Below are 25,201 nucleotides of genomic sequence, written 5' to 3'. Positions count from 1 at the left end.
CTGCCGCATCCCCGGAGCGCGGCAGGGCAACGGCGCTTACCGTGGTCGAAGGGACGACGACCGAAAAGGACGTACGGCCATGACTGAGGCAACGGAGCAGACCCGGACGCAGGGTACGGACAGCGGGACGGAACCCCTGTCGACCCGCAAGGCGACCCGGCGCGGCGGCGGGGATCCGGCCACCCGCGGTCGGACCACCATCGCCGACGGGGTCGTGGAGAAGATCGCGGGCCTCGCGACCCGGGACGTCGTGGGCGTCCACGCCATGGGCAGCGGCCTGAGCCGCACCTTCGGCGCGGTGCGCGACCGCGTGCCCGGCGGGGCGAAGTCCGTGACGCGCGGCGTCAAGGCCGAGGTGGGCGAGGTGCAGACCGCGCTCGACCTGGAGATCGTCGTCGACTACGGAGTGTCGATCACCGAGGTCTCCCGGGACGTCCGGGAGAACGTGATCGCGGCCGTGGAGCGGATGACCGGCCTGGAGGTCGTCGAGGTCAACATCGCGGTGAGCGACGTGAAACTGCCCGAGGAAGAGGAAGAGGAGCCGGAGCCCCGCATCCAGTGACGCGCCCGGCTGACGAGCGGAGGAACACAGCATGAGCATGGCCGTGGTCGGGATGATCGCCGGCATGGCGCTGGGCTTCGCCGGATACTTCGGCGGGTTCGGCGCCTTCCTCCTGGTGGCCGCCCTGGGCGCCATCGGGTTCGTCGTCGGCCGGTTCCTGGAAGGGGACTTCGAGGTCGGCGACTTCTTCCGGACACGTGACGGCCGGCGCAGGTGACGGAGGTGAGCGAGGGGACGGGCGCCGTCGGCGGCCGCTCGGCCGCCGTCCCGCGCGGGGAGCGCGGCGCGACCCGGATCGCGGACCGGGTCGTGGCGAAGATCGCCGCGCAGGCCGCCCGTGAGGCGGTCGGTCCGCTGCCGCCCGAGGCCGCCCACCCGCACGCCACCGTCGTCGTTCACCATGACGCCGCGCACATCCGCGTCCACCTCGACCTCGACTACCCCACCGACATCGGTCCCCGCTGTCACCAAGTGCGTCGACATGTCACCGAGCGGGTAGGCGCGTTGGTGGGAATGCAGGTTCCGGAGGTCGCCGTCCAGGTCGAACGGCTGCATCTGACGGCGGCCCCCGGCGCGGCACACGGGAGGACGCGATGAGCGAGCCCCGGGGCTCGGAAGGCACCACCCCCCTGCCCGTCCTGGAGAAACCGACGGAGGACGAGGCCCCCGAAGCACCCACGTCGGGTGAGGAGCACCGCTTCTGGTCGGCCCGCCGCGTCCCGGCGGGCATCGTCGCGGCCCTGCTGTTCGTCGTCGCGGGCGCCTTCCTCTACGACGTCGCCGCCGTCCGCGCCGGGCGGTCCGCGCTGGCCTGGCGGAGCGGACTGGCCCGGCAGCTCGCCGAACGGCCCCTCGACGACACCTGGGTCCTGGTCGGCGCGGGCGTCGCCGCCGCCCTGGGCCTGTGGCTCGTCGTGCTGGCCGTCACCCCGGGCCTCAGGGACGTCCTGCCGATGCGCCGCACCCACCCCGGTGTCCGCGCCGGCCTCCACCGGGGCGCCGCCGCGCTGGCGCTGCGCGACCGGGCCATGGAGGTCGCCGGGGTGCAGTCGGTGAAGGTCCGCGCCGGCCGCCGCCGCGCCGACGTGCGCGCGCTCTCCCACTTCCGCGACCTGGACGACGTACAGGCCGACCTGGACGCCGTGCTCCGGGAGGCGATCCGGGGTCTGGGACTGGCCCGCCCGCTCGCCCTGTCGGTGCACGTGCGGCGTCCCGGGAAGAAGGGGTGAGGGCCGTGCTCAGGACCGTCAACCGTGTGCTGCTCGGGGTGGTCGGCCTGGTGCTGGTCGTCGTCGGCGGCGCGGTCCTCGCCGTCGGCCTCGGTGTCTCGCCGCCTTCCTGGTGGATCCACGACGGACCCCACGACGTGCTGCTCAGCACCGCCGAACGCACCCGCTGGCGGGACGAGACCTGGTGGTGGCCGACGGCCATCGCCGTCCTCGCGCTCCTCGTCCTGCTCGCCCTGTGGTGGCTGACCGCGGTCCTGCGCCGCCGCCGGCTCGGCGAGGTCCTGGTCGACACCGGCGACGGCGCGGGCGCGCTGCTGCGGGGCAGGGCCCTGGAGGGCGTACTGGTGGGCGAGGCGGGCCGGTTGGAGGGCGTCGCCCACGCCCACGTCCATCTGACGGGCCGCAGGGACGCGCCGGAGACACGCGTACGGCTCCGGCTGGAGCCGCACGTGGACCCGGGAACGGCCCTGGACCGGCTGGCGGAGGAGGCCCTGACCCATGCGAGGGACTCGGCGGCCCTGAAGGCACTCCCCGCGGAGGTACGGATGAAGGCGGCCAAGCACAAGGCGGCAAGGGTGAGTTGATCCCTCCGGATCAGAACCCGTGCCGCATCCCGCCGTCCACCGGCAGCATGATCCCCGTCAGATAGGAAGCGGCGGGCGACAGCAGGAACGCCGCGGCCCTCCCGAACTCCTCCGGCGTCCCGTACCGCCGCAGCGCGATCCGCGACTCGTTCGCGGCGCGCGTCGCCTCGGGGTCGGCCGACAGTCCGTCCAGCTCCCGCACCCGGTCCGTGTCGATCCGCGACGGCAGCAGCCCCACGACCCGGATCCCGCGCGGCCCCAGCTCGTCGGAGAGCGACTTGGCGAAGCCCGCGAGTCCCGGCCGCAGCCCGTTCGAGATCGTCAGGCCCGGAATCGGCTCGTACACCGACGCGGACAGCACGAATCCGATCACCCCACCGGCGTCCAGCTCACCCGCGGCCGCCCGCGCCAGCCGGACCGCCCCCAGGAACACCGACTCGAACGCCGCCTGCCACTGCTCGTCGGTGTTGTCCGCGACGAACCCCGGCGGCGGCCCGCCCACGCTGACCAGCACCCCGTCGAACCGGCCGAAGGCCTCCCGGGCGGTGGCGATCAGCCGTGCCGCGCCCTGCGGATCGGCGTTGTCCACGCCGACGCCGACCGCGTTCGGCCCCAGCTCGGCCGCCGCGGCGAGCGCCCGCTTCTCGTCCCGCCCGGTCACCACCACCTTCGCGCCGTCCGCGACCAACTCGCGCGCGGCCGCGTTGCCCAGGCCGCGCGTGGCTCCCGTGACGACGTACACCCGGTCCTTCAGTCCAAGATCCATGGCCCCTATCCTGCCTCCTCGCCCCCGAACAGGGCGAGGGCGGTGTTCACCAGGCCGATGTGGCTGAAGGCCTGCGGGAAGTTCCCCAGCTGCCGGCCCGCCACCGGGTCGTACTCCTCCGCCAGCAGCCCCACGTCGTTGGCCAGCCCCACGAGCTGTTCGAACAGCTCCCGTGCCTCCTTCGTGCGGCCCGTCATGTGCAGCGCGTCCGCGAGCCAGAACGAGCACGCCAGGAAGGCGCCCTCGTCGCCCGGCAGACCGTCGACGGTCGTGCCGTCGGTGCTGTAGCGGCGCAGCAGACCGCCGTGCCCCAGTTCCGCGCGCACCGCGTCGACGGTTCCGACCACGCGGGGGTCGTCCGGCGGCAGGAAGCCGATCCGGGGGAGGAGCAGCAGGGAGGCGTCCAGGTCGCTCGATCCGTAGAACTGGGTGAAGGTGTTGCGCTCGGGGTCGTAGCCCTTCTCGCACACCTCGCGGTGCACCTCGTCGCGCAACGCCCGCCAGCCCTCGAGGTCGCCGTCCAGCTCGGGGTACTCCTCCAGCGCGCGGACGGCCCGGTCGGCGGCCACCCACACCATCATCTTGGAGTGCGTGAACTGGCGTCGGCCGCCGCGCACCTCCCACAGGCCCTCGTCCGGCTGCCGCCAGTTCTCGCTCAGCCACTTCATCAGCGAGCACTGCAACGACCACATGTGCGGCCTGGGCGACATCCCCGCGACCCGGGCCAGCGCCAGGGAGTCCATGACCTCGCCGTAGACGTCCAGTTGCAGCTGACGCACGGCTCCGTTGCCGATGCGTACGGGCGTCGAGTCCTCGTAGCCGGAAAGCCACGGCAGCTCGCATTCGGGCAGTCGGCGCTCGCCCGCCAGCCCGTACATGATCTGCAGGTCTGCGGGATCTCCCGCGACGGCGCGCAGCAGCCAGTTGCGCCACGCCTCGGCCTCGTCCTCGTAACCGGCCGCCAGCAGGGCGCCGAGGGTGAGCGTGGAGTCGCGCAGCCAGCAGTAGCGGTAGTCCCAGTTGCGCACCCCGCCGGTCTCCTCGGGCAGGGAGGTGGTGAGCGCGGCGACGATGCCGCCGGTCGGGGCGTAGGTGAGCGCCTTGAGGGTGATCAGGGAGCGGACGACGACATCCCGGTGGGGGCCCTGGTAGCGGCAGCGGGACGCCCATGCCCGCCAGTCGTCGACGCTGGTGCGCAGCGCCTCCCGCGGGTCGACGAGCGGCGGGCGGGACTCGTGCGAGGGGTGCCAGGTCAGCACGAACGCGACCGACTCGCCCTCGGCGACGGTGAACTCCGAGTGCGTGCCGAAGTCCTCACCCCAGGTGCGCACGGCCGGCTCGCTGCGGAACCAGACGGCGTCGGGCCCGGCGATCGCCACGCGATGGCCGTCCACCCGGCGCATCCAGGGGACGACCCAGCCGTAGTCGAAGCGCAGCCGCAGTGTGCTGTGCACGGTGACCCGCCCGCGCAGGCCCTCCACCACCCGGACGACATCGGGGGCGCGGTCGCGCTGGGGCATCAGGTCGGTGACCCGGATCGCGCCCTCGGCGGTCTCCCACTCCGTGTCCAGGACGAGGGTGTCGGGGCGGTAGGCGCGCCGGGTGCAGGGGCCCTCGACGCCCTGCGGGGCGATGCGCCAGTGGCCGTTGCCCTCGTCGCCGAGGAGCCGGGCGAAGCAGGCCCCGGAGTCGAAGCGGGGCAGACAGAGCCAGTCGACGGAGCCGTCCCTGCCGACCAGGGCGGCGGTCTGTTCGTCGCCGATGACGGCGTAGTCCTCGATGCGGGGGTGCACGGGATTGCGGGTTCCCGGCGGGCCGGGGCGGCAATCAGGGGTGCGGCCGGGGGAGTGACCCGTGGCTCACGGCGTCAGCGGTGCCCGAGAAGATCACCCCGGGGTGGGACGGCGCCTGGTTCAGCACCCACAGACCGATCAGGGTGGCGAGGGCGAAGACGACGGCGATCAGGACGGCGAGCACGAGCCTGCGCCGGCGTTCGCGGCGCAGCCACTCGCCGCGTGCCGTGCGGTAGGCGTCGGGGGCGGGCCGCACTCCGCCGGCCAGCGCCTGAAGGGCCTCGCGCAGTTCCCGCTCGGTCCGGTCCGGGGAGGGGGGCCGGGTCCGGTCGGGTCCGGTGCCACGCGACGGGGTCGCGTCTCGATGCGTCATCGCCGGGCCTCCATCGCCTGGGTGAGCGCGGCGAGGCCGCGTGAGGTGTGGGTTTTGACGGACCCGCAGGAGATGCCCATCGCGTCGGCGATCTCGCTCTCCTTCAGTCCGAGCCAGTGCCGCAGCACGAGCGCCTCGCGCTGCCGGGCCGGCAGTTGCTGGAGCGCGTCGATCAGCACCCGCTGGTCGTCGCGGAGCAGCGCGGTGCTCTCGGCGGAGGCGACGGTCTCGTCGGGGAGTTCCGGAGGGGTCTCGACATGTCTGCGGGCGACCTGGAGGTGGCGTATCCGCATCCGGGTCAGATTGCAGACGGTGGAGCGCAGATAGGCCTCCGCGGCCTGGGTGTCCCGCAGCTTCCGCCATTTCCGGTAGATCTGGTAGTACGCCTCGGCCACCACGTTCTCCGGGTCGTCGGCGCCGAGCAGCACCGCGAGCCGCAGCATGGAGGAGTAGTGCAGCTCGAACAGCTGGGCGAGTCCGGCCTCGCGTTCCAGCTCGGCCGGGTCGGCGACCGCGAGGGCGAGCGGCTCGGCGTACGGCTGCGGCACCGGGATGGGGTGTCTGCGTCTCACGGGTTGTTCGCTCCCGTCGTGCGGGGCCGCCTGACGGTCAGGCGGGAGGGCAGGTCGGTGGTGTCGGCGCCGCGCGGGACGCCGAGGCGTTCGAGGGCCGCGGTGCCGGTCACCGCGACGGTCAGGTTGAGCAGAAGGGCGAGCAGGCCGGCGTAGATCTCCAGCCGGCCGAACCCGAGGGTCACGATGGAGGAGAACCCCTCGCGGACGACGAGCACGGTCCCGGCCGCCATGCCCGTGGCCCACCCGGCGAGCAGTGCGCGCGGATGCAGCCGCCCGGTGAACAGTCCGACGGCGACGGCCGGGAAGACCTGCAGGATCCACACGCCGCCGAGCAGTTGCAGGTTGACGGCGTCCTGGTCGCGCAGCCCGAACACGAAGGCCACCGCCCCGACCTTCGCGGTCAGCGACACCGCCTTGGCGATGCGCACCTGCCGCTTGGGCGTGGCCGTCGGCTGCACGTACTCGACGTAGACGTTGCGGACGAAGCTCGTGGCGGCCGCGATCGACATCACGGCGGCCGGCACCAGCGCGCCCACGGTGATCGCGGCGAACACCAGCCCGGCCAGCGGCGCGGGCATCAGCCGGTCGACCAGCATCGGTACGGCGGCCTCGGCGCCGCCCTCGGGAGCGCGCACCCCCGCCGCGAGCGCCGCGACGCCGAGGAAGCCGAAGAGGGCGAGCAGTCCCGTCCAGGCGGGCAGGGCCACGGAGACCTTGCGCAGGGTGCGCGGTCCGTCCGCGGCGAACCCGGCGGTCAGCACGTGCGGGTACATCAGCAGCGCCAGCGCGGAGCCGAGGGCGAGCGTGGCGTACGCCGGCTGCTGTTCGGGGGAGAGGACCAGCGGGGAGTGGGCGACGTCGGTGCCGCCCAGCCGCCGGGCCGCGCCCTCGAAGACCGGGCCGGGCCCGCCGAGCTGCCTGAGGACCAGCCAGCACACGGCGGTGAGCGACACGAACACCGCCACCGCCTTCAGCGCCGAGATGACCGCGGGCGCCCGCAGCCCGTGCCGGTAGGTCGCCACCGCCAGCCCCGCGAACAGCGCCACCATCACCAGGTCCCCCACCGCACCGCGCGGGTAGACGCCCCCAGCGGTCAGCACCGCCCGTATCCCGAGCAGTTGCAGCGCCAGGTACGGCATGGTCGCGAGGATCCCGGTCAGCGCCACGACGAGGGCCAGCGGCGGCGATCCGTAGCGTCCCCGGACGAAGTCGGCGGCGGTGACGTAGCCGTTGCGCCGGGCCACCTCCCACAGCCGGCTCAGCAGGACGAAGGCGAGCGGGCAGACGATCACCGTGTACGGCACCGCGAAGAACGCGGGCGCGCCGTTGCCGTACGCGAGGCCCGGTACGGCGGTGAAGGTGTACGCGGTGAAGATCGTGCCGCCGAGCAGCAGCCAGGTCCACACCGGGCCGAGGGAACGGTCGGCCAGCGCCCAGCCCTCCAGCGAGGGCAGCCGGTCGCTGGGGCGCAGCCGGCGCGCGGTCACGGCGAGCAGCGACGCCCCGCCGATCACGGCGAGGAACGTCGTCGTCATGGCGCCGTCGGCCATGGGTCACCGCCTTTGGTGTGCCTGAGCCCTCACCGGTCAGTTGCGTGAACGGCCGATTCGGTTGACGGGGAACCGGCGGAAAATCCTCTGGAAATTCGCTGTCAACCGGTGTCGAGGGGTGGGCAACTCTTGCACAGACCGGCAGTGAACGGGAGAGCCGTCCTCGCTGGTACCGGTCGCCGATCTCGCCCGCCTCGGGTCCCGAGGCGTACCGCACCGCCCAGGTGAGGAGCCGCCATGCCTGCGTCAGCCCTGCCCGAAACCGGCCGTCCAGCGCCGGAAAAGTCACGTATGTCACTGAAGTCCGTCGCCCTGTGGACCGGTGTCGCCCTGCTCGGCGCGGTCGGCTGGGGCGTGCTCGCACTCTCCCGCGGTGAGGAGATCTCCGCCGTCTGGCTGGTGGTGGCCGCGCTCGGCTCGTACGCCATCGCCTACCGCTTCTACTCGCGGTTCGTCGCCCGCCGGGTCCTGGAGGTCGACGACACCCGCGCCACTCCGGCCGAGCGCCTCGAGGACGGGGTCGACTACCACCCCACCGACCGCCGGGTGCTGTTCGGCCACCACTTCGCGGCCATCGCCGGCGCCGGCCCGCTGGTGGGCCCGGTGCTCGCCGCGCAGATGGGCTATCTGCCGGGCACGATCTGGATCATCACCGGTGTGATCTTCGCCGGCGCGGTCCAGGACATGATCGTCCTCTTCCTCTCCATGCGCCGGGACGGCAAGAGCCTCGGCCAGATGGCGCGGGACGAGATCGGCAGGGTGGGCGGCGCCGCGGCACTGATCGGCGTCTTCGCCATCATGATCATCCTGCTCGCGGTGCTGGCGATGGTCGTCGTCAACGCGCTGGCGGAGTCCGCCTGGGGCACCTTCTCCGTCGCCATGACCATCCCGATCGCCCTCTTCATGGGCTTCTACCTGCGCTATCTGCGGCCCGGCCGGGTCGTGGAGACCAGCTTCATCGGCGTCGCCCTGCTGCTGCTCGCCATCCTCGGCGGCGGCTGGATCCAGAACTCGTCCCTGGCCGAGTACTTCGTCTGGAGCCCTCAGACCCTGGTCTTCTGCCTGGTCGGCTACGGCTTCGTCGCCTCCGTGCTCCCGGTGTGGATGCTGCTGGCGCCCCGGGACTACCTGTCGACGTTCATGAAGGTCGGCACGATCGCCCTGATGGCCGTGGGCGTCGTGATCGCCGCTCCGACCCTCAAGGCCGAGTCCGTCACCGAGTTCGCCTCCACGGGCGCCGGACCGGTCTTCGCCGGGTCCCTCTTCCCCTTCCTCTTCATCACCATCGCCTGCGGCGCCCTCTCCGGCTTCCACGCGCTGGTCTCCTCCGGAACCACCCCGAAGCTGATCCAGAAGGAGTCCCAGGTCCGGCTGATCGGCTACGGCTCCATGCTCACGGAGTCCTTCGTGGCCGTCATGGCGCTGATCGCCGCGTGCGTCCTCGAACCCGGCCTGTACTACGCGATGAACTCCCCGGCCGCCCTGCTCGGCCCGACCGCGCAGACCGCGTCGGAGGCGGTCAAGGGCCTCGGCTTCGCCATCACGCCCGACCAGCTGACCGCGGCGGCCAGGGCCGTCGAGGAGCAGACGCTCGTCGGCCGCTCCGGTGGCGCTCCCACCCTGGCCGTGGGCATGTCGGAGATCTTCTCCAGTGTGTTCGGCAGCGGACTCAAGGCGTTCTGGTACCACTTCGCGATCATGTTCGAGGCGCTGTTCATCCTCACCACGGTGGACGCGGGCACGCGCGTGGGCCGCTTCATGCTCCAGGACATGCTGGGCAACGTCTGGAAGCCGATCGGCCGCGTCACCTGGAAGCCCGGCATCTGGATCACCAGCGCCCTGGTCGTCGGCGCCTGGGGCTACTTCCTGTACGCCGGCGTCACCGACCCGCTCGGCGGGATCAAGCAGCTGTTCCCCCTCTTCGGCATCGCCAACCAGCTGCTCGCCGCGGTCGCCCTGGCCGTCACCACGACCATGCTCGTCAAGTGCGGCAAGGCACGCTGGGCGTGGGTGACCGGCATCCCGCTGGCCTGGGACGCGGCCGTCACCTTCACCGCCGGCTGGCAGAAGATCTTCTCCGACAACCCCAAGGTCGGCTTCTTCGCCCAGCGTGACGTCTACGCGGACGCCATCGACGCGGGCAAGCTCCTGCCGGGCGCCACGACCATGGACGACATGCACACCATCGTCCTCAACAACACGGTCGACGGTGTGCTGATGGCGGTCTTCCTGCTGCTGGTCACGATCGTCCTGGTCAACTGCGCGGCGGTCTGCGTACGTGCCCTGCGGGCGGGCGCTCCGCTGCCGACGACCGAGACCCCGTACGTCGAGTCCCGCATCGACGTCCCGGAGCAGCGCGGCAGCGAGCCGCTGGTGGGGGCGGGCTCATGACCGCCGTCCGGAAGGTGCTGGACTCCGTGCTCCGGTACGCGCGCGAACTGACCGGCGAGGCCGAGTACGACCGTTACTGCGAACGGCACCGCCGCCACCACCCGCAGGCCCCCGTGCCGACCCGCCGGGAATACCAGCGGATGCGCACCGCGCAGCGCGAGCACGAGTCGCCGAGCCGCTGCTGCTGAACCCGTACGGCGCTCTTTCCGTACGGCGCGGACCCCACGGGTCTGTGCCGTACGGCGCCCTTCCCCCCGGGACCGAGATGCTCAGACGCCGCCCCTCCCTGCTGATCCGCCCCGAGCTCGACGACGACCTGCTCCACTCGACCCTTCTCGAACTCCGCCCGGCCCGGCAGCTGCACGGGCTCGGCGCGGGCAGCACCCGCCCGGTCTGGGAGTCCGTGGCCCACCTGCTGCGCGCCACCGGGCGGGACTGGGACCGCAGGGCGCACCGGGTCCCGGTCCTGGCACGGAACCTGCCCGCCGTGGTCTCCCAGCGCTGGGCCGCCGACCGGCCCGGCGACGGCGACGCCCTGGTCCTGCGGGCCTTCGTGGAGGCGCGCCGCGCGCCCGCCGAGGGGCACACCGCCGTCCGCACGGCCGAGCGGACCTGCCTGCGCGCCGCCGAGGCCTGCCCCGACGACCCCACGCCGTGGCTCGCCCTGCTGTCCCTGATGCACTCCTGCGCCGTACCGGTGACGGACGCGGTGCCCGTGTGGACCGAGGCCGTCAGACGGGCGCCGTGGCACCGGACGGCCTACCACCGGCTGCTGGAGTACCTCTCCCCGCGCGGCCACGGGACGCTCCCGGACATGATGGACTTCGCCTGGCAGGCCGCCGTCCGCGCACCGCACGGATCACCGCTGGCCCTGCTCCCCGTGGCGGCCCGCGTCGAGCTGACGGCGCATCGGCAGCGTGAGTCGCCCCTCGAGGCCCTCGGCTCGAGCGGCAACTGGAACGAGCCGCGGGCCGTCCAGGAGATCGAGCTGGCCCTGAAGGGCTGGTTCCACACCGCCGCCGCAGCCCACGCCGAAGCCGTCACCGACCTCAACTTCCTCGCCTTCGCACTGACCCGCGCGCATCTCCCGGACGAGGCCGGCCCCGTCTTCCGGCGCATCGGCCGCCACATGACACGCCACCCGTGGGACCTGCTGCCCGACCCGGAACGCACCTTCACCTACTGGCGGGACAGCCTGACCGGCCACGGCCGCAGGTGAGCACCGCCCGGAGCGAGAGGCGGCCGCACCGGCCGAGCGGGGGCGCCTACGCCGGAGTCGGTGCCGCTTCCTTCTCCGTCTCCGCGACCTGTGCCGCCGCGCGGTCCCGGCGCTCGCGGCGGACCAGGACCACCCAGCCGACGGGGACGCCCGCCGCGAACAGCCACCACTGGATGGCGTAGGCGTAGTTCAGCGCGGCGTCCTCGCTGCCGGGCTTCCCGAGCAGCTCCGGGGTGTCGCCCTTGGGCTCGGGTGCGGTCTGCGCGATGTAGCCGCCGAGCACCTCGGCACCGAGGCGCTTGGCCTGCTCCGCGCTGTTGATCAGCATGATCTGCCGGTCGGGCAGCCCCTTGAGGTCCTTGATGCCGCTGGCCGCGGTCGTCTCGTCGGGCATCAGCCGCCCGGTGATGGTGACCCTGCCCGCGGGCGGCGCGGGGACCTTCGGGAACGCGGTCTGGCTCGGCCCGTTGGCGGGGATCCACCCCCGGTTCACCAGCAGCACCTTGCCGTCCGTCAGCACGAACGGCGTCAGGACGTGGAAGCCGACCGTCTCGTCGGAGTTCACCCGGCGCCGTACGACGACCTCGTGCGCGGTGTCGAACGTGCCGGTCGCGGTCACCCCGCGGTACCGCTCGCCGCGGGTGACGGTGTGCCCCGGCGACGTCAGCCGCTCCACCGGCACCGGCTCGGCGGTCAGCGCGTCGGTGACCAGCTGGTTGCGCGCGGCGCGCTCGTCGTGGCGGTGCATCTGCCAGAAGCCCAGCCGGATCATCGTGGGGATGAGGAGGAGGGCGACCAGCGTGAGGATCACCCACTGCCGGGACAACAGGAAGCGGTACACCCCACGACCGTACCTCTCGGGTCGCGGGGTGCTGTCGGAGGGGGTGCCGTGGGCAGGAGCGGTCAGACGCGGTCGATGATGCCCACCTTCCCCTCGGCCCGCGCGCAGTGGGCGCCGCAGTACCAGTGCCCCTCGACCTCGACCCCCTGCCCGATGATCTGCACCCGGCAGTGCTCGCAGATCGGGGCCATGCGATGAATCGCACAGGAGAAGCAGTCGAAGACATGCACCGCGCCCTGCGCGTGCACCTCGAAGGTCATTCCGTAGTCATTGCCGCAAACTTCGCATCTCGCCATGCGCCACAGGGTGAGCCGTCGCCCCCGCGCGGGCGAGCGGGCGGTGGGCGAGTCGCACGGCAATCACCCGTACGTACGGCTCATCCGTCGGCGGGCTCGACATCCCGCAGCAGTTGCCCGAAGGCGGCCTCGTCGACCACCGGCGTCCCGAACTGCCGCGCCTTCGCCACCTTCGACGTGCCGGAGTCGGGATCGTTGGTGACCAGCAGACTGGTCAGCCGGGAGACACTGGTCGCCACGTGCAGCCCCGCCTCCGTCGCGCGGTCCTCCAGCAGCTCGCGGTCGACGGACGTGTCGCCCGAGAAGGCGACCCGCATGCCCTGCTTGAGCCTTTTGCCGTCTTCGTATCGTCCGGGGTTGGGATGCGGGCAGGCGGGCCGTTTGCGGGCGGGCCGCCAACTGCTCGGCCGATAGCCGCCGTAACCGCCGCCTCGGTGACCGCCGCCGCCCGGCTGCCGGCCGATCTGGGGCGCGGGACGGTCGTTCCACTCCGTCAGCGGCCGGCACTCGTGCAGCGGCAGCCGGACCCCGCCCGCCGCGGCGGCGACGAGGCTCGGCCGGAACGCCTCCGCGAGCACGCGCGCGTCGTCCAGCGCGTGGTGCGCCTGCCGCTGCACGACACCGAAGTGGGCCGCCAGCGACTCCAGCTTGTGATTGGGCAGCGGCAGCCGCAGCTCCTTGGAGAGCGCGATGGTGCACAGCCGCTGCTTCACCGGGGCCTGGCTCTCCGCGCGCGCGTACTCCCGGGCGATCATCTGCCAGTCGAAGACCGCGTTGTGCGCCACGAGCACCCGTCCGTCGAGCCGCGCCGCGAACTCCTCGGCGACGTCCCGGAAAAGGGGCGCGCCCTCCAGCACCTCGCTCGTCAGACCGTGTATCCACACCGGCCCCGGATCGCGCTCCGGGTTGACCAGCGTGTACCAGTGGTCCTCGACCTCACCGCGCGCGTCCAGCCGGTAGACGGCGGCGGAGATGATCCGGTCGTCCCGGGCCAGCCCGGTGGTCTCCACGTCAACGACCGCGTATCCCTGGGGATACGCGGCCGGCCACTCCGTGGGGGACGACACTGTGGTCGTGCGGTCTGCGAGCATGGTCATTGAGGATACGGGGCGCCACCGACACCGTGGCGCGGATGCCCCCGACCGCACCCGGACGCGCGGGTGCGTGGAGCGTCGGTACGGCGCGGACGACGTATGGATGCCATCCTCCCTCCCGTGACGGATCGTGAGACGGAACCTGCGGCGGAACCACCCCACGGCGAGGCCCACGAGGGTTCGCTCGGCTCCCGGCTGAACTGGCTGCGCGCCGCCGTCCTCGGCGCCAACGACGGCATCGTCTCGACCGCGGGCCTGGTCGTCGGCGTGGCCGGCGCGACCGACGACCGGTCGGCGCTGCTGACGGCGGGTCTGGCCGGTCTGCTGGCCGGGTCGATGTCCATGGCGGCGGGAGAGTACGTGTCGGTGTCCACCCAACGGGACTCCGAGAAGGCCGCCCTCGCGCTGGAGCGGCGGGAGCTGCGCGAGCAGCCGGAGGCCGAACTGGCCGAACTGACCGAGCTGCTGCAGGAACGCGGACTGTCCCGGGAGGTGGCCCGGGAGGCGGCGGTCCAGCTGACGGAGCGCGACGCCCTCAGGGCGCACGCACGCGTGGAGCTCGGTATCGACCCCGACGACCTCACCAACCCGTGGCACGCGGCCTGGGCGAGCTTCCTCGCCTTCACGGCGGGCGCCCTGCTGCCGCTGCTGGCGATCGTGCTGCCGCCGGGCGACTGGCGGCTGCCGGTGACGGTGGTCTCGGTGCTGGGCGCGCTGGCCTTCACGGGCTGGAGCAGCGCCCGGCTCGGGGAGGCGCCTCCGGCGCGGGCGGTGCTGCGGAACGTGGGCGGTGGGGCACTGGCCATGGGGGTGACGTATGTCGCCGGGGTGCTGTTGGGGGCGGCGGGGGTGTGAGAGGGGGTCGGCTCAGTCGATGATCAGGCGGTCACGGGGGAAGAGGTCGGTGCCGGCCACCTGGCCGCAGTCGTAGAGGCGGACGTCGAGGTGGGGGAGGGCGGCGAGCGGGGTGAGGTCGAGGGGGCCGCAGCGGGAGAACTCGACGAGTTTCAGGCCGGGGAGTTCGGTGAGGGCGCCGATGTGGTCGAGTTGCGGGACGTTGCCGAGATAGATCTGGGCCAGGCCCTGGTGGGGCACGAGGGCGGCGAGGTCGACGTGGGGGACGTCCAGGACCTGGAGCGTCTTCAGCGGTGAGAACACCCCGGCGGCCAGGAAGGCGCGCCACTGGTGATCCTCGTTGACGGTGAGCCATTCGAGGCAGGTCAGGGCTTCGAGTCCGGTGAGCTCGGTGACGCAGGCCTTCAGGAAGAAGCCGAGGCCGGTGAGCTTCGGGGCGAAGGACAACTGGTCCAGTCGCGTCTGCGGTGCCGCGAAGTCGAAGACCAGGTGCCGGAGTTCGGGCAGATCCGCCAGGGGCGCCAGCGAGAGTCCGTCCCCGGGGCTGTACACGTAGACGTGGGTCAGGGGGAGGCCGGCGAGCGGACCGAGATCGGTGACGGACCGGAGGTGGTCGAGGGAGAGGTGCCGCAGGTTCGGCAGTCCCCTCAGTGGCGACAGGTCATGGATCCCGTCGTTGCGGGAGAGTCCGAGGAACTCCAGGGCCGTGTGCCGCAGCACCTCGGGAGGGATGCCGTGGTCGCCGATCAGGTTCAGCTCCGAGAGCCGAGGCAGTCGCGGAAGCAGCGCCAGCGCCTCGGCTTCCCGCACGTTGAGCAGCTGGCCGGACCCGAGGGTGCCCTCGAGGACGGTCTCGAAGTACTCGACGAGATCGAAGCGTGGCCAGGCCATGTCGAGCGCGGTCCGCACCAGTCTGCGTGCGTCGGAGCGGAACCGCGCGACGACCCCCAGCGCCGCGTCGCCGCCGACGAACCCCGCGGTGCGCACCACGGCCGCCGCCTCCAGCTCCGTCAGACCCTCCGGCCCCGGCAGCAGCTCCAACACCAACTCCCCGGCCTTGGCCAAGGACTCCGCCTGCCTGGTCGTACGCGGCGGCATCAGCCCCTCCGTCCGCTCCTCCACCTCCCTGCGCACCCCCGGATCCAGCTCCGGCGCATGCTCCAGACTCGCCGCCGCCAGCAGTACCAGCCGCTCCCGATGCCGCTGCACCTTGTCCGCGCGCCGCAGCAACTGCCGTAACAGCCGCCCCCGTTCCTCCACGCGCGCGTGTCCCACCGCCATGCGCACCACGTCGTCCCACTGGTCGTCGTGGGCGTTGCGCACCAGCACCCCGAAGTCGCGGGCCTCGACCGCGGCCTTCGCGCCCAGGTAGTCCTGGAAGGTGCGGTGGACGAAGTCGACGTACCCCGGCACCGGCTCGCGCAGCAGGCCGCTGCGGATCAGCAGGTGGGTGAAGATCTGCTCGGCGTCCCCCTGCTCCCGCACCTGCGGCATCGCCGCCAGCCACTCGTCGAGCAGGGCGACGGCCTCGTCCCGTGACGCCTCCACCTGGCCGTTGCGGATGAGCCAGTACGCCAGCCGCTGGAGCAGAGCCGTCTGCTCGTCCCGGGAGAGCACCACGCCCTCCACCGACGCGATCTCCCGCTCGGTGTCCCGCCGCACCAGCAGCATGTCGAGCGCGGCGTCGTACAACTCCTTCCGGGCGCGGGGGAGTTGCATGCGCCGGTCCCGGTTCAGCGCGCACAGCAGGGCGCACATCAGCGGATTGGTCGCCAGCCGTCCCAGGTCCCGGCGGGTCGTCACCGCCTCGCTCAGCCCCGCTTCGTACCGCTCCAGCAGCTCCCGCTCGCCGTCCGGCCCGCACTCCAGCCGGGCCGCGTCGTGCCAGTGCCGGATGAACGCCCTGATGTCGTCGCGTTCCATCGGCAGCAGGGAGTGTGCCGTGAAGCCCTGGGCCGCCAGCCAGTCCTCCGGCACCGCGGAGGGGCGTGTCGTCACCACGTACCGCGCCCGGGGAAAGGCCGTGACCAGGGACTTCAGCCAGCTCTCGGTGTGGCCGCGCAGCCGCGTCGGCACCTCGTCGACCCCGTCCACCAGCACCAGCGCCCGGCCGTTGCCGAGCAGTTCCTCGGCCCATCCCGCCGGTGCCCGCAGCGGCACGCCCGACGCCGGCAGGAAGCCCTCCGGCAGCGGCAGTCCGTCGGGGCCGTGGAAGGACCGCAGCCGCAGCACGAACGGCACACACCGGTTCCAGTCCGTCAGCTCCGGCCCGAAGCTCTGCCGTGCCGCGTTCAGCGCCAGCCACTGCAACAGCGTCGACTTGCCCGACCCGGCCGGCCCCCGCAGCACCAGCCGGTCGCAGTCCGCCAGCGCCTGCTCCACCTTCACGGCGCCCTGCCCGGCGGCCGGCACCCCGAGCCCCTCGCGATGCGGCTCGTACGGCCGCTCCCCGCTCACCGCCAGCGACAGGTACGCGGTGTCCAGCGGCCACTCCGCCCGCCGCCGCCCGCCGAGCGTCACGCCGTACAACTCCAGTCGCGCCTGCGTCCGGGCGACGAAGTCCGCGTACCGCCGCTCGAAGCCCGCGTCGACGCTCTGCTCCGCCGGCCGCTCCCGCAGCAGTGCCCCCGTCCGCCGCGTCTGCTCCACCGCCGCCCGCGCGGCGAACGACGGCTGCGCGGTGAGCTGTTCGACGACGTGCGCACAGCACAGCCGCAGCAGCTCCGCGTAGAGGTCCTGAGCCGGTTCCGCCAGGTCCGTGACGGGACGCCGCAGCTCGTCCGCCAGCCGTCCCGGGTCGAGGTCCGCCGCGAACAGCCGGTCGGCGCCGAGTACGCCCGCCGCCGCGAACGTGTCCTGGACCGCCGCGACCGCCGCCAGCCGCTCGTGCTCCGGCAGGGCCGCGTAACCCCCCGCGATCCGCCCGCCGAGCACCCGGGCCAGCTTCTCCGGCCCCGCCGGCCGCGGCAGCGGCCGTACCGGATCGGGCACCAGACCCGCGCCCGGACTCGGCTTCAGCATCGACCTCGCGACCGTCGAGACCACCGTCGACGCCAGCCGCACCACCACGACCTCGAGTCCCTGCATCCCCCGGCCTCCCCGTCCGCTGCCCACGGCATCGTAGGCAGCCCCCGCCCGGCTCTTGGCGGAGATCGCCAAGAAGCAAGCGCATACCCCCGGTAATACTTGTGGGTAACAACCTCTAGCCCCGGCCGACCTGCGGTTCTACGGTGCCCACATGCCGAACCTGCCCGATGTCGTGCTGTGGTCGATACCCGCCTTCGTGCTGCTCACCGTGGTCGAGGTGATCAGTGTCCGCATCCATCCGGACGAGGACGCGGTCGGATACGAGACGAAGGACGCCGTGACGAGCGTCGGCATGGGGCTCGGGAGCCTCGTCTTCGACTTCCTCTACAAGATCCCGATCGTCGCGATCTACACGGCGCTCTACGAGCTGACGCCCCTCCGCGTCCCCGTCCTGTGGTGGACGGTCCCGCTCATGCTGCTCGCGCAGGACTTCTTCTACTACTGGTCCCACCGCGGCCACCACGTCGTCCGCATCCTGTGGGCCTGCCACGTCGTCCACCACTCCAGCCGCAGGTTCAACCTCACCACCGCCCTGCGCCAGCCCTGGACCACCCTGACCGTCTGGCCGTTCTACGTCCCGCTCGTCGCCCTCGGCGTGCATCCGGCCGCGCTCGCGTTCTGCTCCTCCGCCAACCTCGTCTACCAGTTCTGGATCCACACCGAGCGGATCGACAAGCTGCCCCGGTGGTTCGAGTTCGTGTTCAACACGCCTTCGCACCACCGCGTCCACCACGCCTCCCAGGGCGGCTACCTCGACCGCAACTTCGGCGGCATCCTCATCGTCTGGGACCGGCTCTTCGGCTCGTTCGTGCCCGAGGTCGAGCGGCCCGTCTACGGGTTGACGAAGAACATCAACACGTTCAACCCGATCAAGGTCGCCACCCATGAGTACGTCGCGATCGTCAAGGACATCAAGGCGGCGAGCAGTTGGCGCGAGCGGGCGGGGCGGGTGTTCCGCGGGCCGGGATGGCAGCCCGCGCCGAAGCGGACCGAAACGGCTGAGGAGACCGTGGTCGCGTGAGCCGCCCCCACCCCCTCCTTGCCGCCTTCGGCCTCGCCGCAGCCGCCGACCTCGTCTCCCTCGCGGTCGGCTTCGGCCCCGGGCACACCCTCGCCAAACCGCTGCTCATGCCCCTCCTCGCCGCCTGGGCGGCCCGGCGCGGCGCACCCCGCCTCCTCGTCGCCGCCCTCCTGTGCGGCTGGGGCGGCGACGTCCTGCTCCTCTCCGACGCCGAGCCCGCCTTCCTCGCCGGCATGGCGTGCTTCGCGGCCGGACACGTCTGTTACCTCGTGCTCTTCACGCGATACGGCCGCCCACGCGTGCGTGCCACGGTCCTCGCCCCCGCCTACGCCGCCGTCCTGGTCGCCACCCTCACCCTCCTGTGGCCCGATCTTCCGCCGGACCTGCGTGCTCCCGTCGCCGCCTACAGCACTCTCCTCACCGCCATGGCGTACACGGCCGCCACCCGGCTGGGCCCTCTCGCCGGGTCCGGCGGCGTGCTGTTCCTGCTCTCCGACACCCTTATCGCGACCGGCGTCGCCGACTGGCCGCAGCCGCCACGCCCCGACCTGTGGATCATGCTCACCTACGCCGCGGCGCAGTTCCTGCTGGTCCGGGGCACCCTTGGTGAGCGGGCGGCGCCGCCGACGGCGTCCCGCGAGGTGCGCTCGACGACCCCCTGAGCGCCCGCACGACACGGCAGCAGAAGGACCTTCGCCACGCGCGCCACCACCATCCACGCCCCGTACGACCTGCGTGTCGAGGACGTGCCCGAGCCGGTGGTGCAGCTGCCCACCGACGCCGTGGTGCGGGTGCTGCGCGCCTGCGTCTGCGGCAGCGACCTGTGGGCGTACCGCGGCGAGGCGGCCCGGCAGCCCGGTCAGCGGATCGGGCACGAGGTCCGACGGCGTCTGCGACTACTGCCGTGAGGGACTCACCACCTCCTGCGAACACGGCGGCTTCTGGGGCTCCGTCGGCTACGACGGCGGCCAGGGCGAGGCCGTGCGGGTGCCCTTCGCCGACGGCACTCTCGTGCGGCTGCCGAAGGACGCGGCCTCCGACGACCACCTGCTGTCCGCGCTGCTCACCCTCTCCGACGTGATGGGCACCGGCCACCACGCCGCCCTGGGCGCGGGCGCCCGCCCCGGCGCCACGGTCGCCGTCGTCGGTGACGGTGCGGTCGGCCTGTGCGCGGTCCTCGCGGCGAAGCGGCTCGGCGCCATGGGGGTGCCCCCGGTCGAGCGAAGTCGAGACTGGGGGAGGATCATCGCCCTCGGCCGCCATGCGGTCCGTACGAACCTCGCGCGCCGTTTCGGCGTCACCGACGTCGTCGCCGAGCGCGGGGACGCCGCCGTCGAGGCCGTTCGCGAGCTGACCCGCGGCCAGGGCGCCCACGCCGTCGTCGAGGCCGTCGGCACCGAACAGTCCATGCGTACGGCGGTCGGCATCACCCGCGACGGCGGCGCCATCGGTTACGTCGGCGTCCCGCACGGCAGCGGCACCGGACTCGACCTCGGCGTCATGTTCGACCGCAACCTCGCCCCGCGCGGCGGCGTCGCCCCGGTCCGCGCCTACATCCCCGAGCTGCTGCCCGACATCCTGGACGGCACGATCGACCCGTCCCCCGTCTTCGACCTCACCGTCGGCATCGAGGGCGTACCGGACGGCTACAAGGCGATGGACGAGCGGACGGCCCTGAAGGTCCTGGTGACCAACTAGGCAGACGGTGCCGGGCGCTCATGCCCACGCCGCCGGATCGGCCCCCCAAGGCCCCGGCGGCCGCGTCCAGTCCACCGGACCCCCCTCGAAGCACACCGGCGACAACGCGTACCGCAGCCGCCCCACAGGACTCCCGGCCTCCCCGAGCCACCTCTCGGGCCCGGAGAAGACCTCCCCGCCCCCCACCTCGGCCCCCGCGCCCTCCATGAGCCACGCCGCCGTCCGCGCCAGCGCCACCCTCACGACACGGCTCCCACCGTCGTACGACTGCTCGGTCAGCGCCCGTAGCACGGCCGCCGCCAGCAGATAGCCCGTGCCGTGGTCGAGAGCCTGGACGGGCAGGGCGCCCGGCCCCTCCGCCGACCCCTCGACGGCCGCGATGCCCGTGGCCACCTGGACGAGGCTGTCGAACCCGCGCCGCCCGCCCCACGGCCCGTACGCACCCCACGCCGACACCTGCGCCACCACCAGCCCGGGCCGACGCTCGGCCAGCGCCTCGGGGGAGAGCCCGAACCGGTCGAGGGCGCCCGGCCGGTAACCGGTGACCACGACGTCCGCCGCCGCGAGCAGCTCCTCGAAGCGGCGCCGGTCGGCGGTCAGGTCCAGCAGGGCCGAGCGCTTCCCGAAGCCGGTGTCGGTGTGCTGGTCGGGGAGTTCGGGCAGGTGGGGCGCGTCGAGACGCAGGACGTCCGCGCCCAGCAGGGCGAGCGTGCGGGTGGCGACCGGCCCGGCGAGGACCCGGGTGAGGTCCAGGACGCGCAGCCCGGCGGCGGGCAGCAGGGGAGCACCATCCCGGAGCGGCGGGAGCGCACGCGCGCGTACGCCGTCCAGCCGGCCCCGCTCCACGAGCGGGCGCCCGGCCACCGCGGCCGCCTGCTCGTGCGCGGCCCACTCCTCGGGGGTGCGCAGTGCGACGGCGAGTCCGCCCGCCGCGTACACCGCGTCCTCGACGTCCCGCGCGTTCCGCTCGGCCATGGCCGCCCCGACGGAGTCCGGGTCCCCGGGCACGTCCAGCGCCCTCAGCAACCGCTCCCGGTGGTGCGGGTAGTTGGCGTGCGTACGGACCCAGCCGTCCGCCGTCCGCCAGAACCGCGACAGCGGCGCGAACGCCACCGGCGCCCGCCCGTCGACCAGCAACTGCCGCTCACTGCTGAACGCCGTCGCCACCGCCCCGTCGTCCACCCGCACCCCGGGCACCCGCGCCGGCCCCGCCCGCCGCGCCCCCAGCTCCGCACCGGCGAGCGCACACACACCCACACAGGCCCGCGCGACCTCCCGCACGGGCAGCCGCGCCGGCAGCGCGCCCTCGCGGACGACGCCGGACACGCGAGCGAGCTGGGCGGGATCGCCGCCCAGCTCCGACCACGCGTACTTGATTGGAGTCATGACTGCATTGTGCAGTATTGACTCAATCAATATATGGCCCCAAAGGGTGCCCGGGGCCCTACTTCACGGCGCGCAGCGCGTTCACGATGCCGAAGCCGTAGAAGCCGTTGACCCGCTTGGAGCCCACGCACGTCGCGTCCACCACGCCGTCACCGTTGCCGTCGTACGGCTCGGTGGGGCAGCCCGGGTTGTCCGCCTGCGCCTTGAGGAGCGCCTGCAACTGGGCCGGGGAGGCGAACGGGTACTTCGACTTCAGCAGCGCGGCCACGCCCGCCACGTGCGGGGACGCCATCGAGGTGCCCTGAAGGAAGCCGTACGTGTTGTTCGGCAGCGTCGACAGGATGCGGCCGTTGGCCGACGGCGTGGCCGGGATCTTGTACTTGTCGCCGCCCGGGGCCGCCACGTCGACGGCGCCCAGGCCGTAGGTGGAGTAGTACGACTTGGCACCCGTGACGCCCGTGGCGCTGACCGTGACGACACCCGGCAGCTGGGTCGGGACGTCGAAGCACTCGTGCGGGTCGACCGTCCGCGTCACCGGCGTGGAGTCGTCGGGGCTGGAGGAGTCCACCAGGGCGTCGGAGTCGAGGTCGTGGTTGGAGTTGCCCGCCGAGGCCACATTGAGCGTGCCTCTCTTCTGGGCGTACAGCTGGGCCCTGTTGACCGCGTCGACAATGGCCTTCTGGTCGGGGTCGTCCATGCAGTTGTACAGCCACGGGTCGACGTAGTAGCTGTTGTTCGTGATCTCGACGCCGTGGTCGGCGGCGAACACGAACGCGCAGACGACGTTCTCCGGGTAGAAGAGGCCGTCCTTCGGGTCGCTCACCTTGATGCCGGCGACCTTCACACCGGGAGCGACACCGGCCACGCCGATGCCGTTGCGGGCCGCCGCGATCTCACCGGCGACATGCGTGCCGTGGTAGTCGTCCGCGGTGTACGGCCGCCAGGCGCCCTCGCTGGTGTCCGCGACGCCGCCCACGCAGTTGGCGGACTGGGACGCGGAGAAGTTCGGCGCGAGGTCCGGGTGGGTGTCGTCGACACCGGTGTCGATCACGGCGACCGTGACCTTCTTGCTGCCCGGGTTGATCTCGGCGGCCTGGTCGGCGCCGATCGCCCGGAGGTCCCACTGGTCGGCCTCGAGCGGCTCGCTCTGGCCCGCCGCGTCGGACGCCTTCTCGACCTTCGCGGCCTCCGCCTTCGACAGGACCTGCGCGGCCCCCTCGTCGGTGGTCCCCGCGGCGGTCAGCGGCGCGGTACGCGTGGCACCCGCCGACTGCACACCGCGCACCGCGCGTATCTGCGCGCCGAAGTCGGGGTTCGCCGAGTGCACGACGAGCACGCCGATCTTGTCGTACGACGCCACCAGGGTGCCGCCGGCCGTGGCGATCGCCTTCTTCACCGACTCGATCGTGCGGTGGTCCACCTTCGTGTTGACGACGTACGCCAGCGTCCCCGCGTCAGCCGTCAGGGTGGTCGACGCCGTGACGGGAGCCGCGGTGGCGGCCGTCGGCAGGAATCCGACGGCGGCGGTCAGTGACAGCACGACGGGCACCGCGAGAGCGAGGCGACGTCTGGAAGGCAGATGAGCCATGGGGTCTCCACATCATCCGGAAAAAGGGGGACCCGCCCGCGGCGTCTGGGCAGGTACATGACGGGTTGTGCTCCGCCGAAACTATCTCCCTGACTCGTCGGCCAGCAACGATTCCCGGGAGATCGAAGCCGCGACTTCCGAAAGAACCCGATCGGGTTGAACCTGCCCTAGCGCGCCGCCGTGCCCTTGAGCAGGGAGCCCGTGCAGGATCGAGCCCCCGCCCGACCCGCCACCCGCAACGCGAGGAGACTCCGTGGCCACCGAGACACCGCCCCCCTCGAAAACCCAGGTCCAACTCCCCTCCACCGAGGAGTTCGTCGCGGTGCAGGAGAGCGCGGAGTTCGGCGAACTGCGCGGCTCCTACCGCGGCTTCGCCTTCCCGCTGACCGTCGCCTTCATCGCCTGGTACCTGCTCTACGTCCTGCTCTCCAACTACGCGGGCGACTTCATGGGCACCAAGCTCTTCGGCAACATCAACGTGGCCCTCGCCCTGGGCATCGCCCAGTTCCTCACCACGTTCCTCATCGCCTGGTGGTACGCGCGCACCGCCGCCGCCAAGTTCGACCCCAAGGCCGAGGCCATCAAGTCCCGGATGGAGGGCGGCGCATGAGCCCCGCACAGCACACCACCCTGCTCGCCGCCGGCGAGGCCAGTGAGCACCGTCCCCTGATCATCACCCTGTTCGCCGTGTTTGTCGCGGCGACCCTCGTCATCACCGTCTGGGCCGGCCGCCAGACCAAGGACGCCGCCGACTTCTACGCGGGCGGCCGCCAGTTCACCGGCTTCCAGAACGGCCTCGCCGTCTCCGGCGACTACATGTCCGCCGCGTCCTTCCTCGGCATCGCGGGCGCCATCGCCCTCTTCGGCTACGACGGCTTCCTGTACTCCATCGGCTTCCTGGTCGCCTGGCTCGTCGCCCTCCTCCTGGTCGCCGAGCCGCTGCGCAACTCCGGCCGCTACACGATGGGCGACGTCCTCGCGTACCGCATGCGCCAGCGCCCGGTCCGCACGGCCGCCGGCACCTCCACCATCGTCGTCTCGATCTTCTACCTCCTCGCCCAGATGGCGGGCGCGGGCGTCCTCGTCTCCCTGCTCCTCGGCATCACGAGCGACGGCGGCAAGATCGGCATCGTCGCCCTGGTCGGCGTACTGATGATCGTCTACGTCACCATCGGCGGCATGAAGGGCACCACCTGGGTCCAGATGGTCAAGGCGGTCCTGCTGATCGCCGGCGCCCTGCTGCTCACCTTCCTGGTCCTGCTGAAGTTCGACTTCAACGTCTCCGATCTGCTCGGTTCGGCCGCCGACAACAGCGGCAAGGGCGCCGCCTTCCTGGAGCCCGGACTGAAGTACGGCGCCACCGGCACCACCAAGCTGGACTTCATCTCCCTCGGCATCGCCCTCGTCCTGGGCACCGCGGGCCTGCCGCACATCCTGATCCGCTTCTACACGGTCCCCACCGCCAAAGCCGCCCGTAAGTCGGTCATCTGGGCCATCGGCCTGATCGGCTCCTTCTACCTGATGACCCTCGCCCTCGGCTTCGGTGCCGCCGCCCTGATCAAGCCGGACGAGATCGTCGCGTCGAACAAGGCCGGCAACACCGCCGCCCCGCTCCTCGCCCTGCACCTCGGCGGCGTCGACTCCAACTGGGGCGCGATCCTGCTGGCCACCATCTCCGCGGTCGCCTTCGCCACCATCCTCGCGGTCGTCGCCGGTCTCACCCTCGCCTCGTCCTCGTCCTTCGCCCACGACATCTACGCGAACGTCATCAAGAAGGGCGAGGCCTCCGAGAAGCAGGAGATCAACGCGGCCCGCTACGCCACGGTCGGCATCGGCGCCGTCTCCATCCTCCTCGGCGCCCTCGCCCGCGACCTCAACGTCGCCGGCCTGGTCGCCCTCGCCTTCGCGGTCGCCGCCTCCGCCAACCTCCCCACCATCCTCTACAGCCTCTTCTGGAAGCGGTTCACCACCTCCGGAGCCCTCTGGTCGATCTACGGCGGCCTGGTCACCGCGGTCGGCCTGGTGCTGTTCTCCCCGGTCGTCTCCGGCAAGCCCACCTCGATGTTCCCGGACGTCGACTTCCACTGGTTCCCGCTGGAGAACCCCGGCATCATCTCCATCCCCGTCGGCTTCCTGCTGGGCATCCTCGGCACCCTCCTGTCGAAGGAGGAGCCCGACAAGGGCAAGTACGCCGAGCTGGAGGTCCGCTCCCTCACGGGCACCGGAGCCCACTGACCCCCTCCGGGCCGCGGCCGCGTCGTGGATGCCTACGACGCGGCCGCGTCTTACGTCG

General features: G+C 72.4%; 24 protein-coding genes and 1 pseudogene. 14 read left to right on the top strand and 11 right to left on the bottom strand.

Going from position 1 to position 25,201, the window contains the following annotated elements; genetic code table 11:
* Positions 1–79: 79 nt before the first annotated feature.
* The 5 genes from ACIRF9_RS04680 to amaP are packed head-to-tail and all read left to right on the top strand — an operon-like array spanning position 80 to position 2,375.
* Positions 80–562, top strand: a complete 483-nt coding sequence (locus tag ACIRF9_RS04680) for an Asp23/Gls24 family envelope stress response protein (protein ID WP_403816313.1) — start codon at positions 80–82, stop codon at positions 560–562.
* Between the two features lie 31 nt (positions 563–593).
* On the top strand, positions 594–779 hold the full coding sequence (locus ACIRF9_RS04675; protein ID WP_403816310.1) for a hypothetical protein: 186 nt from the start codon (positions 594–596) through the stop codon (positions 777–779).
* The gene (locus ACIRF9_RS04670; protein ID WP_403816307.1) at positions 776–1,159 is read left to right on the top strand and encodes an Asp23/Gls24 family envelope stress response protein; all 384 of its coding nucleotides are present in this window, start codon (positions 776–778) and stop codon (positions 1,157–1,159) included. The genes ACIRF9_RS04675 and ACIRF9_RS04670 overlap by 4 nt, the downstream gene beginning before the upstream one ends.
* Entirely contained in the window at positions 1,156–1,791 is a 636-nt protein-coding gene (locus tag ACIRF9_RS04665) for a DUF6286 domain-containing protein (protein WP_403816304.1), read from the top strand. Before ACIRF9_RS04670 ends, ACIRF9_RS04665 begins: the two co-directional genes overlap by 4 nt.
* Complete coding sequence (amaP, locus tag ACIRF9_RS04660; RefSeq protein WP_403816301.1) at positions 1,788–2,375, top strand: alkaline shock response membrane anchor protein AmaP; 588 nt, start codon at positions 1,788–1,790, stop codon at positions 2,373–2,375. Before ACIRF9_RS04665 ends, amaP begins: the two co-directional genes overlap by 4 nt.
* Positions 2,376–2,385: 10 nt before the next feature.
* Here the strand turns inward: amaP and ACIRF9_RS04655 are convergent, their stop codons facing one another.
* Genes ACIRF9_RS04655 through ACIRF9_RS04635 form a run of 5 tightly spaced genes read right to left on the bottom strand, consistent with a single transcriptional unit; the run spans position 2,386 to position 7,432 of the window.
* The gene (locus tag ACIRF9_RS04655; RefSeq protein ID WP_403816298.1) at positions 2,386–3,141 is read right to left on the bottom strand and encodes an SDR family oxidoreductase; all 756 of its coding nucleotides are present in this window, start codon (positions 3,139–3,141) and stop codon (positions 2,386–2,388) included.
* 5 nt (positions 3,142–3,146) lie between these two features.
* Complete coding sequence (locus ACIRF9_RS04650) at positions 3,147–4,934, bottom strand: glycoside hydrolase family 15 protein (protein ID WP_403816295.1); 1,788 nt, start codon at positions 4,932–4,934, stop codon at positions 3,147–3,149.
* A gap of 34 nt (positions 4,935–4,968) precedes the next feature.
* Positions 4,969–5,307 carry a hypothetical protein gene (locus tag ACIRF9_RS04645; protein ID WP_403816292.1) on the bottom strand — a complete coding sequence of 113 codons (339 nt, stop codon included), beginning with the start codon at positions 5,305–5,307 and terminating at the stop codon, positions 4,969–4,971.
* A complete protein-coding gene (locus tag ACIRF9_RS04640; RefSeq protein WP_403816289.1) occupies positions 5,304–5,879 on the bottom strand; it encodes an RNA polymerase sigma factor in 576 nt (191 codons plus the stop codon). Before ACIRF9_RS04640 ends, ACIRF9_RS04645 begins: the two co-directional genes overlap by 4 nt.
* Complete coding sequence (locus ACIRF9_RS04635) at positions 5,876–7,432, bottom strand: sodium:solute symporter (RefSeq protein ID WP_403816286.1); 1,557 nt, start codon at positions 7,430–7,432, stop codon at positions 5,876–5,878. The genes ACIRF9_RS04640 and ACIRF9_RS04635 overlap by 4 nt, the downstream gene beginning before the upstream one ends.
* A 237-nt stretch (positions 7,433–7,669) precedes the next feature.
* Between ACIRF9_RS04635 and ACIRF9_RS04630 the strand changes: the two genes are divergently transcribed.
* The 3 genes from ACIRF9_RS04630 (at position 7,670) to ACIRF9_RS04620 (ending at position 11,042) form a co-directional block, all read left to right on the top strand.
* Complete coding sequence (locus ACIRF9_RS04630; protein ID WP_403816283.1) at positions 7,670–9,823, top strand: carbon starvation CstA family protein; 2,154 nt, start codon at positions 7,670–7,672, stop codon at positions 9,821–9,823.
* Positions 9,820–10,011 carry a YbdD/YjiX family protein gene (locus ACIRF9_RS04625; RefSeq protein WP_403816280.1) on the top strand — a complete coding sequence of 64 codons (192 nt, stop codon included), beginning with the start codon at positions 9,820–9,822 and terminating at the stop codon, positions 10,009–10,011. The genes ACIRF9_RS04630 and ACIRF9_RS04625 overlap by 4 nt, the downstream gene beginning before the upstream one ends.
* Positions 10,012–10,088: 77 nt before the next feature.
* Positions 10,089–11,042 (top strand): hypothetical protein, encoded by a 954-nt coding sequence (locus tag ACIRF9_RS04620; protein WP_403816278.1) that lies wholly within the window; start codon positions 10,089–10,091, stop codon positions 11,040–11,042.
* A gap of 46 nt (positions 11,043–11,088) precedes the next feature.
* On the opposite strand, the gene ACIRF9_RS04615 is transcribed toward ACIRF9_RS04620, so the two are convergent.
* The 3 genes from ACIRF9_RS04615 to ACIRF9_RS04605 form a co-directional block, all read right to left on the bottom strand.
* Positions 11,089–11,883, bottom strand: coding sequence for an SURF1 family protein (locus ACIRF9_RS04615; protein WP_403816275.1), 795 nt, complete (start codon positions 11,881–11,883; stop codon positions 11,089–11,091).
* A 62-nt stretch (positions 11,884–11,945) separates the two neighbouring features.
* Complete coding sequence (locus tag ACIRF9_RS04610; RefSeq protein ID WP_391643780.1) at positions 11,946–12,179, bottom strand: hypothetical protein; 234 nt, start codon at positions 12,177–12,179, stop codon at positions 11,946–11,948.
* Between the two features lie 80 nt (positions 12,180–12,259).
* The gene (locus tag ACIRF9_RS04605; protein ID WP_403816272.1) at positions 12,260–13,270 is read right to left on the bottom strand and encodes a DEDDh family exonuclease; all 1,011 of its coding nucleotides are present in this window, start codon (positions 13,268–13,270) and stop codon (positions 12,260–12,262) included.
* A 102-nt stretch (positions 13,271–13,372) separates the two neighbouring features.
* Between ACIRF9_RS04605 and ACIRF9_RS04600 the strand changes: the two genes are divergently transcribed.
* On the top strand, positions 13,373–14,128 hold the full coding sequence (locus tag ACIRF9_RS04600) for a VIT family protein (protein ID WP_403816269.1): 756 nt from the start codon (positions 13,373–13,375) through the stop codon (positions 14,126–14,128).
* A 12-nt stretch (positions 14,129–14,140) separates the two neighbouring features.
* Here the strand turns inward: ACIRF9_RS04600 and ACIRF9_RS04595 are convergent, their stop codons facing one another.
* Positions 14,141–17,215 carry an NACHT domain-containing protein gene (locus ACIRF9_RS04595; protein WP_403816267.1) on the bottom strand — a complete coding sequence of 1,025 codons (3,075 nt, stop codon included), beginning with the start codon at positions 17,213–17,215 and terminating at the stop codon, positions 14,141–14,143.
* 151 nt (positions 17,216–17,366) lie between these two features.
* Here ACIRF9_RS04595 and ACIRF9_RS04590 point away from each other — a divergent pair, with 151 nt between their 5' ends.
* From ACIRF9_RS04590 to ACIRF9_RS04580, 3 genes and pseudogenes are all read left to right on the top strand, one after another.
* Entirely contained in the window at positions 17,367–18,236 is an 870-nt protein-coding gene (locus tag ACIRF9_RS04590; protein ID WP_403816263.1) for a sterol desaturase family protein, read from the top strand.
* A complete protein-coding gene (locus tag ACIRF9_RS04585) occupies positions 18,233–18,898 on the top strand; it encodes a lysoplasmalogenase (RefSeq protein ID WP_403816260.1) in 666 nt (221 codons plus the stop codon). The genes ACIRF9_RS04590 and ACIRF9_RS04585 overlap by 4 nt, the downstream gene beginning before the upstream one ends.
* A gap of 51 nt (positions 18,899–18,949) precedes the next feature.
* Positions 18,950–19,934: pseudogene (locus ACIRF9_RS04580) on the top strand (zinc-binding dehydrogenase).
* An 18-nt stretch (positions 19,935–19,952) separates the two neighbouring features.
* Here the strand turns inward: ACIRF9_RS04580 and ACIRF9_RS04575 are convergent.
* Both ACIRF9_RS04575 and ACIRF9_RS04570 read right to left on the bottom strand, forming a co-directional pair.
* Complete coding sequence (locus ACIRF9_RS04575) at positions 19,953–21,320, bottom strand: CoA transferase (protein ID WP_403816257.1); 1,368 nt, start codon at positions 21,318–21,320, stop codon at positions 19,953–19,955.
* Between the two features lie 58 nt (positions 21,321–21,378).
* The gene (locus ACIRF9_RS04570; RefSeq protein ID WP_403816254.1) at positions 21,379–22,908 is read right to left on the bottom strand and encodes a S8 family serine peptidase; all 1,530 of its coding nucleotides are present in this window, start codon (positions 22,906–22,908) and stop codon (positions 21,379–21,381) included.
* Positions 22,909–23,161: 253 nt separating this feature from the next.
* Here ACIRF9_RS04570 and ACIRF9_RS04565 point away from each other — a divergent pair, with 253 nt between their 5' ends.
* Positions 23,162–23,518, top strand: coding sequence for a DUF485 domain-containing protein (locus tag ACIRF9_RS04565; RefSeq protein WP_403816252.1), 357 nt, complete (start codon positions 23,162–23,164; stop codon positions 23,516–23,518).
* On the top strand, positions 23,515–25,143 hold the full coding sequence (locus tag ACIRF9_RS04560; protein WP_403816249.1) for a cation acetate symporter: 1,629 nt from the start codon (positions 23,515–23,517) through the stop codon (positions 25,141–25,143). Before ACIRF9_RS04565 ends, ACIRF9_RS04560 begins: the two co-directional genes overlap by 4 nt.
* The last annotated feature ends 58 nt before the right edge of the window (positions 25,144–25,201 follow it).

Source organism: Streptomyces sp. NPDC096132 (assembly GCF_044763345.1).
Classification (GTDB): Bacteria; Actinomycetota; Actinomycetes; order Streptomycetales; family Streptomycetaceae; genus Streptomyces.
This window is presented reverse-complemented; position numbering and strand designations above follow the sequence as displayed.